The organism is Paenibacillus sp. FSL W8-0439, assembly GCF_038008995.1.
GTDB lineage: Bacteria > Bacillota > Bacilli > Paenibacillales > Paenibacillaceae > Paenibacillus > Paenibacillus polymyxa.
Window position 1 is genome coordinate 5,575,319 of sequence record NZ_JBBPAK010000001.1, and the last position, 13,683, is coordinate 5,589,001.

16 protein-coding genes are annotated in these 13,683 nt (G+C 46.5%); 7 read left to right on the forward strand and 9 right to left on the reverse strand.

Translation table 11 applies throughout. The features are described from left to right. Positions 1–22 precede the first annotated feature (22 nt). From MKX36_RS24055 to MKX36_RS24065, 3 genes are all read left to right on the forward strand, one after another. Entirely contained in the window at positions 23–1,216 is a 1,194-nt protein-coding gene (locus MKX36_RS24055; RefSeq protein ID WP_340865920.1) for an NAD(P)/FAD-dependent oxidoreductase, read from the forward strand. 2 nt (positions 1,217–1,218) lie between these two features. Next, on the forward strand, positions 1,219–1,389 hold the full coding sequence (rd, locus tag MKX36_RS24060) for a rubredoxin (RefSeq protein ID WP_016822672.1): 171 nt from the start codon (positions 1,219–1,221) through the stop codon (positions 1,387–1,389). Positions 1,390–1,450: 61 nt separating this feature from the next. Beyond that, a complete protein-coding gene (locus MKX36_RS24065) occupies positions 1,451–2,155 on the forward strand; it encodes a Crp/Fnr family transcriptional regulator (protein ID WP_044786998.1) in 705 nt (234 codons plus the stop codon). A 98-nt stretch (positions 2,156–2,253) separates the two neighbouring features. Here MKX36_RS24065 and MKX36_RS24070 read toward each other — a convergent pair whose 3' ends face one another. The 4 genes from MKX36_RS24070 to MKX36_RS24085 form a co-directional block, all read right to left on the reverse strand. Continuing rightward, positions 2,254–3,981 carry a glycosyltransferase 87 family protein gene (locus MKX36_RS24070; RefSeq protein ID WP_340866146.1) on the reverse strand — a complete coding sequence of 576 codons (1,728 nt, stop codon included), beginning with the start codon at positions 3,979–3,981 and terminating at the stop codon, positions 2,254–2,256. Positions 3,982–4,252: 271 nt separating this feature from the next. After that, positions 4,253–4,963: an MBL fold metallo-hydrolase gene (locus MKX36_RS24075; protein ID WP_340865921.1), complete on the reverse strand. Its 711-nt coding sequence runs from the start codon at positions 4,961–4,963 to the stop codon at positions 4,253–4,255. 225 nt (positions 4,964–5,188) lie between these two features. Next, the gene (locus tag MKX36_RS24080; protein ID WP_016822668.1) at positions 5,189–5,827 is read right to left on the reverse strand and encodes an SDR family oxidoreductase; all 639 of its coding nucleotides are present in this window, start codon (positions 5,825–5,827) and stop codon (positions 5,189–5,191) included. Positions 5,828–5,927: 100 nt separating this feature from the next. Beyond that, positions 5,928–6,530, reverse strand: a complete 603-nt coding sequence (locus MKX36_RS24085; RefSeq protein WP_031462458.1) for a TetR/AcrR family transcriptional regulator — start codon at positions 6,528–6,530, stop codon at positions 5,928–5,930. Between the two features lie 244 nt (positions 6,531–6,774). Here MKX36_RS24085 and MKX36_RS24090 point away from each other — a divergent pair, with 244 nt between their 5' ends. The 4 genes from MKX36_RS24090 (at position 6,775) to MKX36_RS24105 (ending at position 10,219) form a co-directional block, all read left to right on the forward strand. Beyond that, on the forward strand, positions 6,775–7,515 hold the full coding sequence (locus MKX36_RS24090) for an ABC transporter ATP-binding protein (protein ID WP_340865922.1): 741 nt from the start codon (positions 6,775–6,777) through the stop codon (positions 7,513–7,515). After that, on the forward strand, positions 7,512–8,273 hold the full coding sequence (locus MKX36_RS24095; protein WP_340865923.1) for an ABC transporter permease: 762 nt from the start codon (positions 7,512–7,514) through the stop codon (positions 8,271–8,273). Before MKX36_RS24090 ends, MKX36_RS24095 begins: the two co-directional genes overlap by 4 nt. A 135-nt stretch (positions 8,274–8,408) precedes the next feature. Next, positions 8,409–8,756 carry a KGG domain-containing protein gene (locus MKX36_RS24100; protein ID WP_013373683.1) on the forward strand — a complete coding sequence of 116 codons (348 nt, stop codon included), beginning with the start codon at positions 8,409–8,411 and terminating at the stop codon, positions 8,754–8,756. A gap of 560 nt (positions 8,757–9,316) precedes the next feature. Next, the gene (locus tag MKX36_RS24105) at positions 9,317–10,219 is read left to right on the forward strand and encodes an AraC family transcriptional regulator (RefSeq protein ID WP_340865924.1); all 903 of its coding nucleotides are present in this window, start codon (positions 9,317–9,319) and stop codon (positions 10,217–10,219) included. A 331-nt stretch (positions 10,220–10,550) separates the two neighbouring features. Here MKX36_RS24105 and MKX36_RS24110 read toward each other — a convergent pair whose 3' ends face one another. From MKX36_RS24110 to MKX36_RS24125, 5 genes are all read right to left on the reverse strand, one after another. Next, on the reverse strand, positions 10,551–11,054 hold the full coding sequence (locus tag MKX36_RS24110; protein WP_340865925.1) for a hypothetical protein: 504 nt from the start codon (positions 11,052–11,054) through the stop codon (positions 10,551–10,553). A 74-nt stretch (positions 11,055–11,128) separates the two neighbouring features. Beyond that, positions 11,129–11,605 (reverse strand): copper amine oxidase N-terminal domain-containing protein, encoded by a 477-nt coding sequence (locus MKX36_RS24115; protein WP_017426127.1) that lies wholly within the window; start codon positions 11,603–11,605, stop codon positions 11,129–11,131. A gap of 108 nt (positions 11,606–11,713) precedes the next feature. Then, a complete protein-coding gene (locus MKX36_RS25440; protein WP_016822657.1) occupies positions 11,714–11,818 on the reverse strand; it encodes an AsnC family protein in 105 nt (34 codons plus the stop codon). Positions 11,819–11,938: 120 nt separating this feature from the next. Continuing rightward, positions 11,939–12,646, reverse strand: a complete 708-nt coding sequence (locus tag MKX36_RS24120; protein ID WP_340865926.1) for an SDR family oxidoreductase — start codon at positions 12,644–12,646, stop codon at positions 11,939–11,941. 59 nt (positions 12,647–12,705) lie between these two features. After that, positions 12,706–13,650: an AraC family transcriptional regulator gene (locus MKX36_RS24125; RefSeq protein ID WP_340865927.1), complete on the reverse strand. Its 945-nt coding sequence runs from the start codon at positions 13,648–13,650 to the stop codon at positions 12,706–12,708. Between the last annotated feature and the right edge of the window lie 33 nt (positions 13,651–13,683).

Genomic DNA, 13,683 nt, shown 5'->3' on the forward strand with positions numbered 1-13,683 from the left:
GAGGAAGTAGGAGAGATGCCGAATGGATAACCAACATTACGTTATAATCGGAGGCGGCGTGGCCGCTATCAACGCGGCAAAAGCGATTAGAGATCATGATGAGCTAGCCGAAATTTCGATTTACGGGGAAGAATCCTCTCTTCCGTACAACAGAGTCAAGCTTTCCAAGGCGCTATTTACTGACTTGCACAGCGACAAAATCCTGATCAAAAAGGAAAAATGGTTTGCCAATCAGCGGATTAACGTTTATTCCGGCATAAAGGTCACCGCGATACACGCAGAGGACTGCACCATCGAAACAATAAATGGACAAACCGTTGCTTATGACAAGCTGTTGCTGTGTACAGGAGCCCATAACCGTAAGCTGGTGCTGGACGGGGCTTCACTAAGGAACGTTCACAACATTCGGTTTCGACAAGATGCAGACAGACTTAAAGCGGAATTGCGAGAGGGAGACCGGATATGTATCGTCGGGGGCGGTATTCAGGGTGTAGAAACCGCCTGGTCCTTCCAGCAAGCCGGATATGCCGTCACCATTCTGGAAGCTTCGCAACGGCTGATGCCCCGTCAGCTAGATGAAAAGGCATCCCCTATTTTGACCCGCCGAGTAATCGAACAGGGCACCCAGGTATGCCTTGGACAAGGCGTAAAGCGTATTACAGGCATGGAGCATGTAGAGGGCGTAGAACTGCAGGACGGCACTGTTATTCCCTGTGAACATGTCGTGTATTCTATCGGCATTGTACCTAATACGGAGCTTGCTCGCCAAATCGGTCTTGATATCAGACAAGGCATTCAGGTGAATGCGCAGATGGAGACCAGCTTCCCCAATATATACGCAGCAGGTGATGTAGCCGAGTTCCACAATAGAGTAGATGGATTATGGGAAAGTGCTATGGAACAAGGGAAAATAGCAGGCACTAATATGGCGGGCGCCTCCGCAGCTTACCAGCGTCCCATTCCTGCCACCCTGTCCAACAGCTATGAATGCCCCTTGTTTTCCATCGGTCTGGTAGATGAACAGGCCTGCGACAACAGCCTGACCCGTGAAAATCAAGTTTCTTATACACGTATGTTCATACAAAACGGCTCTATCTGTGGCGCGATTGGCTTCGGAGATGCTCTTGCTTCACTTCCATATAAAGCAGCCATTACCCAAGGACTCAGTCCGGACGCACCAGAGCTTACAAAAATTTTAGATGACAAGGAGAATTAACAATGAAAAAATATGTATGTCAGCCCTGTGGATACGTTTATGATCCTGCTATAGGTGACCCTGATGAAGACGTGATGCCAGGTACAGCGTTCGAAGACCTTCCAGAGGACTGGGTTTGTCCAGTCTGCGGTGAGGATCAAAGCCATTTTGCCCCTATAGATGATACAAAATAACAAGAACACACTATACTTTTTAGTTTCCCGTTGATGAATGGAGTGAATGAATGTGAATGAAATGTCCTGCCCCTGCCAGTGCGAACAGGAGCCATGTGCCCGCAAAGTGCCTATCTTTTCCTCTTTGTCCTGCGAAGATTTATGCAAGGTTAGCTCCATGATCCGGCATCGAAAATATCAGAAAGGCGAGGCCTTGATTGTCGAGGAACAGGCATCGGATACGCTATACATTATTAAAAGCGGGCATGTCAAGCTGCTGAAGATGACACCTCAGGGGAAAGAGCAAATTCTACACATTCTGACTACTGGCGATTTTTTTGGTGAGTTGAACATATTTAATAACGACGAGCTGAGTAATTTTAGTGCTTACGCCTTAAAGGACACTGATATTTGTATGCTCACCAAGGATGATATGGAGGAGTTGATCCGCAACAATCCCGATATCTCTTTGAGGTTGCTCAAAACCATTACCAAACGCTTGGCACATACTGAAAACCTGGCTCAAAGTCTGGCTACCAAAGACCCGGAAATCCGTATTGCCTACATGATTCTCGAACTTGGACATAAATACGGCAAGCCAGACGGCTCCAATATTAAAATAAATCTCCCCCTTTCACGCGAAGAGATGGCTAATTATGTGGGTGTGACACGTGAAACCATCAGCCGCAAGTTCGGAAAATTTGAACAACTGGGGATTATTCATATCAAAGGTACACGAGAGATTACCATCTGCGATGTACAGAAACTGAACGAATATATGGATTAAATAAAAAACCGCTTCTTTGAGCTTATGGCTTGTGGCGACTTGGCCACTTCCCATTTGCCAAAGAGCGGTTTCTTTTGTTCTTTACATTTTGCTATCAGCTATTTCTCCATCGTTGTGTTCACACCTTGGGATGACGCTCCCCATGTTAATTGCTCCGATGGAAGCTCCGGGAGAACCATGTCCTTGGCAGGCGCAGCCTGAACTGTAGCCGGCCTGGAGCAATCCCACACTACCTTGACCAAATACACAAACAACAACACGTTTAGCAATGATGTTACACACAAAATAATACCGTAATGATCCTGAGAATTGGAGCTATAGAAAATATCAAAGGTGTTCAGGAAAATCGTAAGACTGAATCCACCCGCAAGCCACAAAAATCTGCGATCTCGCAAATACAGGTACGCCAGTACAGCTAACGCGGCCGCAGGGAACAGGTACCGTTCATGCATGCTGGAAGCGAAGGTAAATACACCTGCAATGAGTACCAGTGCAGCTGCTGCTGCGAACTGTGGTTTCCGACTGCGGATATACATCCACCATGTAAACAAAGTCACCAGCACAATGCAGATCATACCCCATGTATGGTAACTGAACAGGAACAGCGTTGTAGTGTCCTGCGTATAATTGCCACCAATGAGTGCGAAGAAGTTATACGCGTTCACCGAAGCATATGGATATTCGCCAACTGTCCCCTTGTATAAATCAAGCAGCCATAATGGCTCCTGCCCCCATGAAAATGGCAATATGACCAGAATGGTTGTCACAACGGCACCACCAATGGACAACAGCCAAGGCTGTATTTTGCGCTGTCTCAGCAGCTCGAAGAACAGAACCGGCCCATAAATAATCCCCTGTGGCTTCATTAATACCGCTATCGTAAACAGTACAGCGGACCAGCCAATTCGGTTTTCCACCAGCAGCACAATCATGCCTACAATCAGCATGGTAAAGAATGAATCTACCTGCCCCCAGAAGGTCGAATTGATAAATACAGCCGGGTTAAACACGTAGAATATAGCCAATCCGAGGCTCACTCCATAGCCGACCCGTTTGCTTGCCAACCGGTACAGCATGTACGCTGTCACGATATCCGCTAATATATTCGGAAGCCGCAGCAGTACGGACATATAAGGAATGAAGGCATCCGTAGAGCCGATTTTACCGATCACATATAAAATATAAATATAGAATGGTGGATAATCACTGGAACCATTCATGTAAAAGCCTGACAAGCTATTCGCTGCTGTCGTAGCCCAGTTTCGGAATAGCATTAAGTCCATGTGACCCGAGATCCATGGGGCGATCGCCATTCTTAAAAAGAACCCCACACCCAGCACAGTCCATAGCATCAGTCCCCGGTTACGTTCCCCGAGCTTCCATTCTTGAGCCCGAAAACGGTACGCAATAAATACGAACGCGCCGAAGAATAAAGCGGCGAAAATCGCCGTCGGAGTAGCATAAGCAGATGAAGAATTTCCATTCCTTCCACCACCCATACCACCGCCTGGACCGCCCATGCCCATTCCAGATCCGTTACCAGACATGCCACCCGGACCTCTGTTGTGCTGTCCGTCTCTAGCAATACCACTGCCGCCCGATGCAGGCGTATCATTCCCGGCCGTTGTGCCTTTGTCACCTGATATCGATGGGTTCTCAGTAGTGGAGTTTGTCGTCTGACCTGTCGTCCCCTGATTCTTGCCGTCAGAGCTGTTCGTCGCATCCGTAGATGCTGAGGACGAATTCTGCTGGTCCTGTCCTACATTTCCTGTTCCACGGTTCCCCGCAGTCTGACCGTCAGAGGAACGTTGCCCCGGCCCTCCCATGCCTCCGCCTGGTCCTCCTCCGAACCCGCCGGATGGGCCTTGCCTAACGGCCGCAGACTGAGACGCGGAACTACCTGAGTAACTCCATAACGACACGATACTAACGGCAGCACACAATATGAGACTAAATAGAAGCATATATTTCAGACCGTTCGCCTTCCAAACGTTCAAATCCGATGCACCTCTCTCTGTTTCTATTTTCCTCATATTGTATCTGCCTTAGCTTAGGACTTTGTGAGTTCTGGCTGAATGTTGGCTGAATACGTAATCATCACACTGAACATTGCTGTTCCATCTCCATAATCGCTTTTTCCAGCTGAGATTGTGGATGCTTCAGCATGTTGCCATGACCGGCTGCTAATAGAGACGGATTGCAAGACGCCAGTTTTTTGGCGCTTGCCAGCGAAATTTCCTTGTTCCAGGTAGCTAGTGCCGGAAAAGGAAACAGCGGCTTGAGCCTTCCCGCCACCGCAACACCACCCCGAGTCTGAAAGGCATCACCTGCAATCAACGCACGTGTACGGGTATCCAAAAATCCCATCGAGCCCGGCGTATGTCCCGGTGCGCTGATCGCCAGCAGCGAGCCCACGTTATCCCCATCCTCCAGTAAAACGTCAGGCTGGGTAAGGATATTCTTTGGCACGCTGCCCCGAATAGGAGTGTTCGGTTCGCCTGTCTCCAACGATACATCACCCTTCAGCAGCCGAGCATCCCGCCTTGAAATGAATACTTGTGCCTCAGGATACTTTTCCTTCAGCTTATCCAACGCACCTACATGATCCCCATGCGCATGGGTAAGTACAATTCGTACAATCGGCTGTCCAATGCGCGCCGCAGCTTGTTCAATACCCTGAGCACTGTATGGCATTCCGGCATCAATCAGGGTAAGCCCCACGTTCTCCTCCACCAAATAACAGTTCACCGGGAACAGCCGGGGCATAAACGTCAATTGATACACATGCTGCACCTGAACGATACGCATTTTATCTCATCTCCTTTTCTTGACCGTAAACTAATTATATTAGTATTATAATTAATACAATTAGTTTTAAGCAAATTTTTTCGTAATATGCCCATCGGAACGTTGGTTTTTTGGTCATACGTAGCGTTAAAGGAAAGGATTATACAAAGCAAAAAGCAGACCCGGAGTCCTGCCTCTGGGTCTGCCTTTGTCCTTATTATGCACATATCTTTCAATTCATCAGCTCTACCGGATGGCCTCAGCAATAGGCGTACTGCCCGACACCAAATCAATCGCACGATGATACGTCTGTTTTTCCTCCAGTGCTGCTACCACCGTTGCCGCTACATCTTCACGTGAGATGGTATGGCTGGTAAGATCTTCACCAGTAGCAACCTTGCCAGTACCCTCATCATCTGTTAGCCCGCCGGGACGAAGAATCGTGTAATCCAGATTGCTCGCTTCCAGCAAGCGATCTGCATAATGCTTTGCCACATAGTACGGCTTAATCGATTCGGGCCACTGCTCCCGGTTCTCCGCATGTAGAGCGCTGACCATAATAAAGCGCCGGATACCCGCTTGCTCAGCGGCCTCCATCGCCTTGACTGCTCCATCAAGGTCGATGAGCAGTGTTTTATCCGCTCCTGTTTTGCCGCCGGAGCCTGCCGTGAACACGACAGCATCGCTGCCTTTTATAGCTGCAGCAATTTCATCAACTGTCCCTTCAAGGTCAGCTACTACCGTTTCTGCTCCCAAACGTTCAAGCGCTTCGGCCTGATCCGGTTTGCGAATTAACGCCTTTACGCGATGCAATTCATGTTGCCCCAGTAGGCGAACGAGATGTCTGCCTACTTTTCCATTGGCACCAATCACCAATACGTTCACTCTTATCCCTCCTGTATTCACGGTCTGTCATCTACTTTATACTGATATATTTTACCCTTTGAGTCTAGGACGCAATCATATGGGCTATATCAGATTGAACTCAGTTTTTTTCTGAATGCTCCACATCTCGCTTATGCTGTAACACGCGAAGACCTGCCCAAAAGGTGTCCATCATCACTTCGATACTCCGATCCACATCCACAGGTAAACCAAAACCACCCTTTTGTTCAAGCGAGGCAAAACCATGCAGAAGACTACGGAATCCCCTCGCTGCATGAATGCAATCTGCTTCGTTGAAACCGTAGCCACTGGATAGCACGGTAATGACAAGTTCCGCTACGCGATCCGCTGCATGTCTTAGCTCGGTATCATTTCGGTCAGTTGCATACAGCATCGCTTCATACAAACCAGGTCGCTCGCGCGCATACTGCATATACGCTCTCCCCATAGCAGTCAGCGCATCTTCGCCTGCTCTGCCTACGGCTGCGCTCACCAATGCCTCCTCTAACTTTTCGAGGCTATGTAATGCTAGCACATGACGCAATCCGTTCAACCCGTCCACATGGTTGTACAAAGATGGAGGACGAATATGCAGCTTTTGCGCCAGCGTAGTGAGCGTGACATCTCCCATCCCACGTTCATTGGCAATATCCTCAGCAGCCTTCAGGATATCTTGTAGCTTTACTCCATTTCTAGGTGACATCATCCTGTCCCCTTTCGTTGAATTCCTATGTAAGGTGATTTTCATATGGATATACAGACTAAGTTCTTATTTTGTCTTAACTAATCCTGTTAGTTTATACAAAGAGGGTCCCGTTTGCAACAGTTCCATCCCCCGGATCTTTTTTAGAAGAAGAGCCAGTAGGATATTACTGATATAATACAAAGAGATTATAGAGCGGATCTGATATCTTTTCCGATTCCCTGCAAAGGAGCTAACTATATCTATGGAATCCAAGCCACTATCAGCTATTGAATTCAATCACGTCACCAAATATTTCACTGGATCGGGGCAGCAACGCGCTGTCCTGAACGGGATTACAGCAAAGGTCCCTCGCGGAAAAATCACGACACTGGTTGGTCCGTCAGGCTCTGGTAAAAGCACACTGCTTTCATTGTGCAATCTCTTGCTAACATCGGATGAAGGAGAAATCAGCGTCCTCGGCAAGCCTATAACCGAGTGGGAGATCCCTGAACTGAGACGAAAGGTAGCATTGGTTTTTCAAGATGCTCCCATGCTTCAGGGGACGGTCCTCTACAATCTCCAGACGGTAGAGCGGCTGCATGGTATGGTACTGGAAGATCCGGTTGGCCTGTTAGAGCGTGTAGGGCTTACCCGTGACCTGCTAGAACAGAAGGCGCAGGAGTTGTCCGGTGGACAAAGACAGCGCTTGGCCTTGGCACGGACGCTCGCGAACCGTCCGGATATTTTACTACTGGATGAGATTACTTCTGCACTGGACCCCGCCTCAGTCAAAGAAGTTGAGGAACTGCTGCTTCAAATGAACAAAGAAGAGGTAACAACAATGATCTGGATTACACATCATATGGAACAAGCCCGCAGGGTAGGCCACGAAACATGGCTGATGATCAACGGAAGACTGGTAGAGCAAGCGGATACGGAGACATTTTTTAATGCTCCACAGCATAGTGAAACCCGCAAATTTGTAGCAGGAGAATGGGTATGACGATTGTTGCCTTGATTCTCTCTCTTGGTTTTGTATTTATCGCCATCGTCATGTCCAAGTCCTTCAAACTCGGTTTGGACCGAGACATTATTATTGCCACGATCAGAGCATCCGTTCAGCTACTGGCGATTGGATATGTATTGCATTTGATTTTCGGGATGCAAAGCTACGCATTTATCGTATTATTCATTCTGCTCATGATCACTGTAGCTTCTCAAAATGTTGCACGCAAAGGACGGTTTATCCCTCGTCTCATGTGGAAGTCATTCCTGACGTTGCTGTGTGTGGAAATCGTTACACAGGCATTCCTGATTGGCCTGCATATCATTCCGGCGACAGCCCGGTACATGATTCCGATTAGCGGCATGATCATTGGCAGCTCCATGATTTTGTCCAGCCTGCTGGTATCACGGCTCAAGTCGGAAGTCCTGCTGCGCAAGCCTGAAATCATGCTCATTCTCGCACTGGGGGGAACCCCGAGACAAGCCATCTTCCCTATACTGAAGAATTGCATACGTTCCAGTATGATTCCAACCATTGAGGGGCAGAAAACACTCGGGCTTGTTCAGCTCCCCGGTATGATGACCGGACAAATCATTGCAGGTGCCAATCCGATTGTCGCCGTGCGTTTGCAATTGCTCATCGTATTCACTACCATGACCTCTGCCATTTTGACCAGCGTGCTGCTCAGCCTGTTCATTTATCCGACATTATTTACCCGCCAGCAACAACTGCGCACAGAGTCTTGGGAGGTCTGATAGAGACGGATACACCTAGTTATTTACCAGTAATTTTCCATATATCAAAATAAAATAAACATGTTTAATTCCTGACACGAAGGTTAATAGATACACGTAGACGCTTTACTAAAATTCGATGAGGAGTGATTGAACATGGCGAACAACAACCAAAATGGCAAAATGAGTCGCGAAGAGGCAGGACGTTTAGGTGGAGAAGCTACTGCTAAAAATCACGACAAAGAATTTTACCAAGAGATCGGCGAAAAAGGTGGCGAGGCCACATCCAAAAGTCATGGCAAGGACTTCTATCAGGAAATTGGTGAAAAAGGCGGCGAAGCCACTTCCAAAAACCATGGCAAGGAGTTCTATCAGGAAATTGGCCGCAAGGGCGGTGAAGCCCGTGGCAATTCGGACCAAAGTGATAGCGACGGGAAAATGAGCAGGGAAGAAGCAGGCCGCAAAGGCGGCGAAGCTCGCGCCCGTCAACGCAAAAATAACTAAGATTGATTAGGATACGTTGTCGGTGCAGTTGCAATGCAAAGGCACAGACTGCATAGAATGCGAAGTAAGTGAATGTTTATGTTATAAAAGCCTACCTGCCGGTGTTCCGGTAGGTAGGCTTTTTGTGTGAATAGTTACTTTTATCAAAAGACCACTTTCAACATCCGATCATACGTCATACAATATACATATTCAGGTTAAATAACCATCTTACATATATTATTACAAATGAAAGAATGGAATAGTCAGATTCTTTTCTCTTGTCGTCTTACTTATTACGTGGATTATGGGGTGGTGCGCGAATGTTGATTACTTAGTCATACAGAGTGAGGCTTCTAACGGAGGTAATATAAAGAATTATATAATTCCTCAAAGTCTATAGTCCCTCCGCTGGTTGTAGGAGAACAATATTATTTCGTATCTGATCAAAGGTACTTTCAACACCCATATATCCGTTATGTAGAGAAGTAAATTGGAACGAGCCAAAAGTGAGCATGCAACTCAAGTCAAATACTCCTGCATTCCGGCTGTTAAGATGGAGTCGAAAGGAGGGAACCCTCGTGTACGAATGGAACGAAATGGTCCAGCTTATGATTGATTGGATTGATAATAATCTTACTTCAGCACCATCATTGTTGAAAATGTCCAATCAGTTAGGCTACTCCCCTTACTACTGTACAAAACAGTTTCATTCTCTGACAGGAATGACGTTAAGGGATTACGTGTGGATGCGCAGGATTAGCCGAGCAGCTCTTGAACTCCGGGACAGCAATGTCCGCATCCTCGATGTTGCCATAAAGTATGGGTTTTCTTCACAGGAAGCTTTTACACGAGCATTTGTAAAAGCGTTCGAGGTAACTCCGGCTGTATACCGGAAGGAACCCCGTCCTATTCCTTTAGCCACTCGCGCCGAGGTGTTCTCTCCTTATCATTACCATTTGAAGGAGCGGGATAAGATGGTTAAGGAGCATTTACAAGAAGCCGAAGTCAAAATTGAGCATATACCAGCACACAAATTTATTGGAATCTGGGATACCTCTTCTCGAAACTACGGCGATTTCTGGAGAAACGGCCATAATTGTGATGAAATTTGCGGAACCCTGGAAAGTATGTCTCACCTCAAGCTTCCCGGACAATTAGGTCAAACTGCAGGCTGGTTCTATCAGAATGGTCAGAAGGGCTATCTGTATGGAATACCGGTTGCTGCTGACTACAATGGAGAGATTCCAGCAGGTATGGAGTGCCGAAACATCCCCGAATCAGATTACCTGGTGTTTTTCCACCCGCCCTTTAACTATTTAAAAAACAATGGAGATGTTATGAGAGTGGTGGAGGAAAAAGCTTGGAATTTTGACCCAGGCAGTATGGGGTATGCATGGGATGAAGAAACGAAGCAGGATTATCAACGGCATTTCCCTGAGGGATACGGCTACGCAGTGTTACGTCCTGTAAAAGAAGTGTAGTAAAAAATCCCTAGAAGCCGCCACGATCTCAGGCTGCTGATAATCGTCTCGCGGCTTCTTTTTTTAAAGGAATGGAGGTATAGGCTATGAAATCCTTTCGTTTTTGGCTGGTCCTAGTCTCTTGTATAGTTATTGCTGTAAATCTTACAGGGTACGACGACTATAATATACTATTGGCTATGATTAGCCCGTTGGTTTGGCTGTATGAATCTTTTCAATTTGTGCGAAAAGCGCATATCCCCATAGCCATTGTTTACCTCACTACAGTGGGTTTCTGGTATCTCATTGGATACGTTGTCGATCGTTTGATTAGAAAATCAAAAAATTAAAATCAATTGAAATTATTTTCTAAATCATCATCTACCTTCTCAGGCTCGTACTCGACTGTTTTATAGTCAGGTGAAGAAGGAATCATATTGACCACAACATTCCTCATTTGTAGCTTGTACTTTCCTTCTTCAAAAGCAAGAATATGCTTGATAGGAGGTAACTCCATATCCTTATACTTCGTTATCGAAGAAACAACAATCTTGGAAGGGTCAGAATCATCCACAGACATGATACGATAATCTATCGGTGTCCCTTGGGCTTTTAGAAAATTAAGTCGTGCCCTCTCTGTTTTAAAACGATAATCATCAGACAGTGAAAGCATCTTATCGTAGTCACGACTCATAGAAGCGTTCATATATTCTGAAAATGTAGAGACAGCAGCCTCTTTGGGCTTATCGGGAAGTTTATAAGGTTCCTTATCCCCTCCAAAACCAGTAGCAACTACGGTCAAAATCCCTCCAAGAACAATCAAACAAGCCAACTTCTTATGTAGCGCAATCTTCAATGAAGAAAACCTCCCTCGCTAAAATTCAACCATATATTTGCAACATATACAGAGTTGTCGCCTTTCATAATAAGTCAACTTTTACTTAGATGCGGCTTGATAATGTTTACATGTATAGTCTTATTTATTAGGGTACTATTTACAGTCGCGCCCATAACCTCTGAAACCCATCTGAGAGGCACCATCACACGATTGGGTGATACTGGCATAACAGGCGCATTAGGCATTATTTTTTCTATATCATTTACATAAGCTACTTTACTGCCAATAGTCAGACGTACGATTTCGCCATGCTCAGAAAAGATTGTAACCTCCTGCTTCTCTCTATTCCAGCTTACACTCTCGCCCAAACTCTCTGATACAAATCGAATAGGGACATACGTTGTATTGGTTGCTCGTTCGATATAAGGATTTGCATCAGATGTGACTTCAACATTGTTTACTGTAAGGACAAAATTGTACAGATATTTAGGAAGTGCAGCATTTGCTTGATCTACGGTTACAAAGCAAATCACCGCAAATAGTATAGTATTAACTGCTCTCTTCAACATGTGATATCTCCTTTTTCAGGTAGAACCGAATTTATGAAACTCATTGAAACTTGAAATTCTACGGAATATGACTATGCAAATAGCTTGCATATCACAAGAATGTATACCTCAACTAAAAGCATACCACATTACCCAATTTCCCCCAATATTAGTCGTAGGCATGCGGGCCTGATTTTGCAGTATCTGTAGAATTTTATAATCTACTTGATCCATTCACTATATCTCCTTAAACACAAGATCTTAATTGATTTATAGAGTAAAAAGAAAACCAGTCCAACACATTGTAAGCGTGTATTGGACTGGTGGACGTGTACACGTTGGCTTCCAGACAAATTAGATCAGCGTATAACCGCCATCCGGGAATAGCACGCTTCCGGTGGTGAACTTGTTAGTCATCAGGTACAACACCGTATGTGCGATTTCCTCATTATACCCCACTCGCCGTAGCAAGGTTACTTCCTTGTATTCCTCAAAAGCCTGCGCCCGCTGCTCCCCCTCGGGGCCGTCCCGCCAGATCGTGCCGGGAGACACCACATTGACCCGTACTGGAGCCAACTCCACCGCCAACGCCTTGCCCAAACTTTCAATCGCGCCGTTAGCCGCTCCATATGTAGCACCAAATCCCATCGGCCGTTGACTGAAGGCTCCAGACATGAGAACGATTGAGCCATCCTTGGAGATATGCGGTACCGCATGCTTGGCAGCAAAATACTGCGGCCAGAATTTTCCCTCGAATGGAGTCTTCGCCTTTTCCGTATCTATGGTGATCGGACCACGTGTATAGCTCGCACCCGGAGTAAACAAATGATCGAATGCGCCGACCTTTTCAAAAAACGCCTGTACTTCCTCTTCCTTTTGATTGTTCAATTGAAAGGTCTCCACCGCTTCTGTAGGAATGACCTTCTTCGCCTGCTCCAGCTTTTCTGCAGAACGGCCAGCGATTACGATACTCGCTCCTTGCTTTGCTGCTTCTATGGCTGTTACCAGCCCTATCCCTGCACTGCCGCCAATCACGACAACACGTTGATTATGTAAATTCATACTATTGTCATCTCCTTTATAAGGATTGTATCATAACTATTTTATAAGCATATATATTTTTATTCGGGTGAACTTTCAAGGGCTATATTCTTGCGATAGGATGTCGGCGACTGACCGGACCAGCGTTTGAATTGCCTGCTAAAATGTGCAATATCCCCATAGCCGAGCAAATCAGCAATTTGCTGCACTGACCATTGCGGATCAGCCAGCAGCAGCTTGGCCTCATGCAAGACAAGCTCGGATAGATACACCCGCGGAGATACGCCAAAAACGCTACGGAATACACGATTACAATGAGATACGCTAATACCCAGTTCGGATGAAATACCCTCGATCCCATCCTGTTTTTCCAACGAGCCGGCCTGTCTATAAGGCTGATTGACCCTGCCCTGAAGACGACTTGCAATCTGATGGGCAAGCTCTGCCTGCACATATCCACGCCCTGGCAGATGAGCGGCTTCACTGGATACAGCCTCCCACAACGTTGCGAACAGTTCGAACACAGCAGATTGAATCCGCATACGCTTTGCCACTGAATCACCATCTATACCTTTGTCTTCAAGCGCAGAAAGACCGAGCAGCTTGCCTAGCGCTGGTCCCATCTGCTTCGCTACTGTGCCATCCGCTGGAAAAAGTACTTGCTCCAAACGACTCAGGAGCGAAAGAAACAATTTATCATCAATGTCGAAATGCATGCAAAAATACGTAAACCCCTCCCCGTTACTACGGCTGGAGTGGACAATTCCTGGGCGCAAAAGTATCAGATCACCTTGTCGCTGGATGAAGCTGCGACCATCCACAACCATGATCTGTTCTCCCGCAAGCACGATGTTAATTTCATATTGCGGATGTTCATGTGGCGGATAGCTCCAGTCTCTTCCGACACTTCGCGTATGAATGGCAAACAGATTGACCGTAGTCCGCACATCGGGAAAAAAGAATTCCTCTGCGGCGACCGTAAGGTTTGGATCATGGGGATGCTTTAGTAAACGTGGTGACGACATGTTTTCCCTCCTAGCTTACTTACATCGATATAC

What these genes read in the sequence shown, in the direction of transcription:
- MKX36_RS24055 (WP_340865920.1), top strand. Translation starts at nt 23, where the DNA reads ATGGATAACCAACATTACGTTATAATCGGAGGCGGCGTGGCCGCTATC.
- rd (WP_016822672.1), top strand. Translation starts at nt 1,219, where the DNA reads ATGAAAAAATATGTATGTCAGCCCTGTGGATACGTTTATGATCCTGCT.
- MKX36_RS24065 (WP_044786998.1), top strand. Translation starts at nt 1,451, where the DNA reads ATGTCCTGCCCCTGCCAGTGCGAACAGGAGCCATGTGCCCGCAAAGTG.
- MKX36_RS24070 (WP_340866146.1), bottom strand. Translation starts at nt 3,981, where the DNA reads ATGGGAGGGCCGGGGCAACGTTCCTCTGACGGTCAGACTGCGGGGAAC.
- MKX36_RS24075 (WP_340865921.1), bottom strand. Translation starts at nt 4,963, where the DNA reads ATGCGTATCGTTCAGGTGCAGCATGTGTATCAATTGACGTTTATGCCC.
- MKX36_RS24085 (WP_031462458.1), bottom strand. Translation starts at nt 6,530, where the DNA reads ATGTCACCTAGAAATGGAGTAAAGCTACAAGATATCCTGAAGGCTGCT.
- MKX36_RS24090 (WP_340865922.1), top strand. Translation starts at nt 6,775, where the DNA reads ATGGAATCCAAGCCACTATCAGCTATTGAATTCAATCACGTCACCAAA.
- MKX36_RS24095 (WP_340865923.1), top strand. Translation starts at nt 7,512, where the DNA reads ATGACGATTGTTGCCTTGATTCTCTCTCTTGGTTTTGTATTTATCGCC.
- MKX36_RS24100 (WP_013373683.1), top strand. Translation starts at nt 8,409, where the DNA reads ATGGCGAACAACAACCAAAATGGCAAAATGAGTCGCGAAGAGGCAGGA.
- MKX36_RS24115 (WP_017426127.1), bottom strand. Translation starts at nt 11,605, where the DNA reads ATGTTGAAGAGAGCAGTTAATACTATACTATTTGCGGTGATTTGCTTT.
- MKX36_RS25440 (WP_016822657.1), bottom strand. Translation starts at nt 11,818, where the DNA reads ATGGATCAAGTAGATTATAAAATTCTACAGATACTGCAAAATCAGGCC.
- MKX36_RS24120 (WP_340865926.1), bottom strand. Translation starts at nt 12,646, where the DNA reads ATGAATTTACATAATCAACGTGTTGTCGTGATTGGCGGCAGTGCAGGG.
- MKX36_RS24125 (WP_340865927.1), bottom strand. Translation starts at nt 13,650, where the DNA reads ATGTCGTCACCACGTTTACTAAAGCATCCCCATGATCCAAACCTTACG.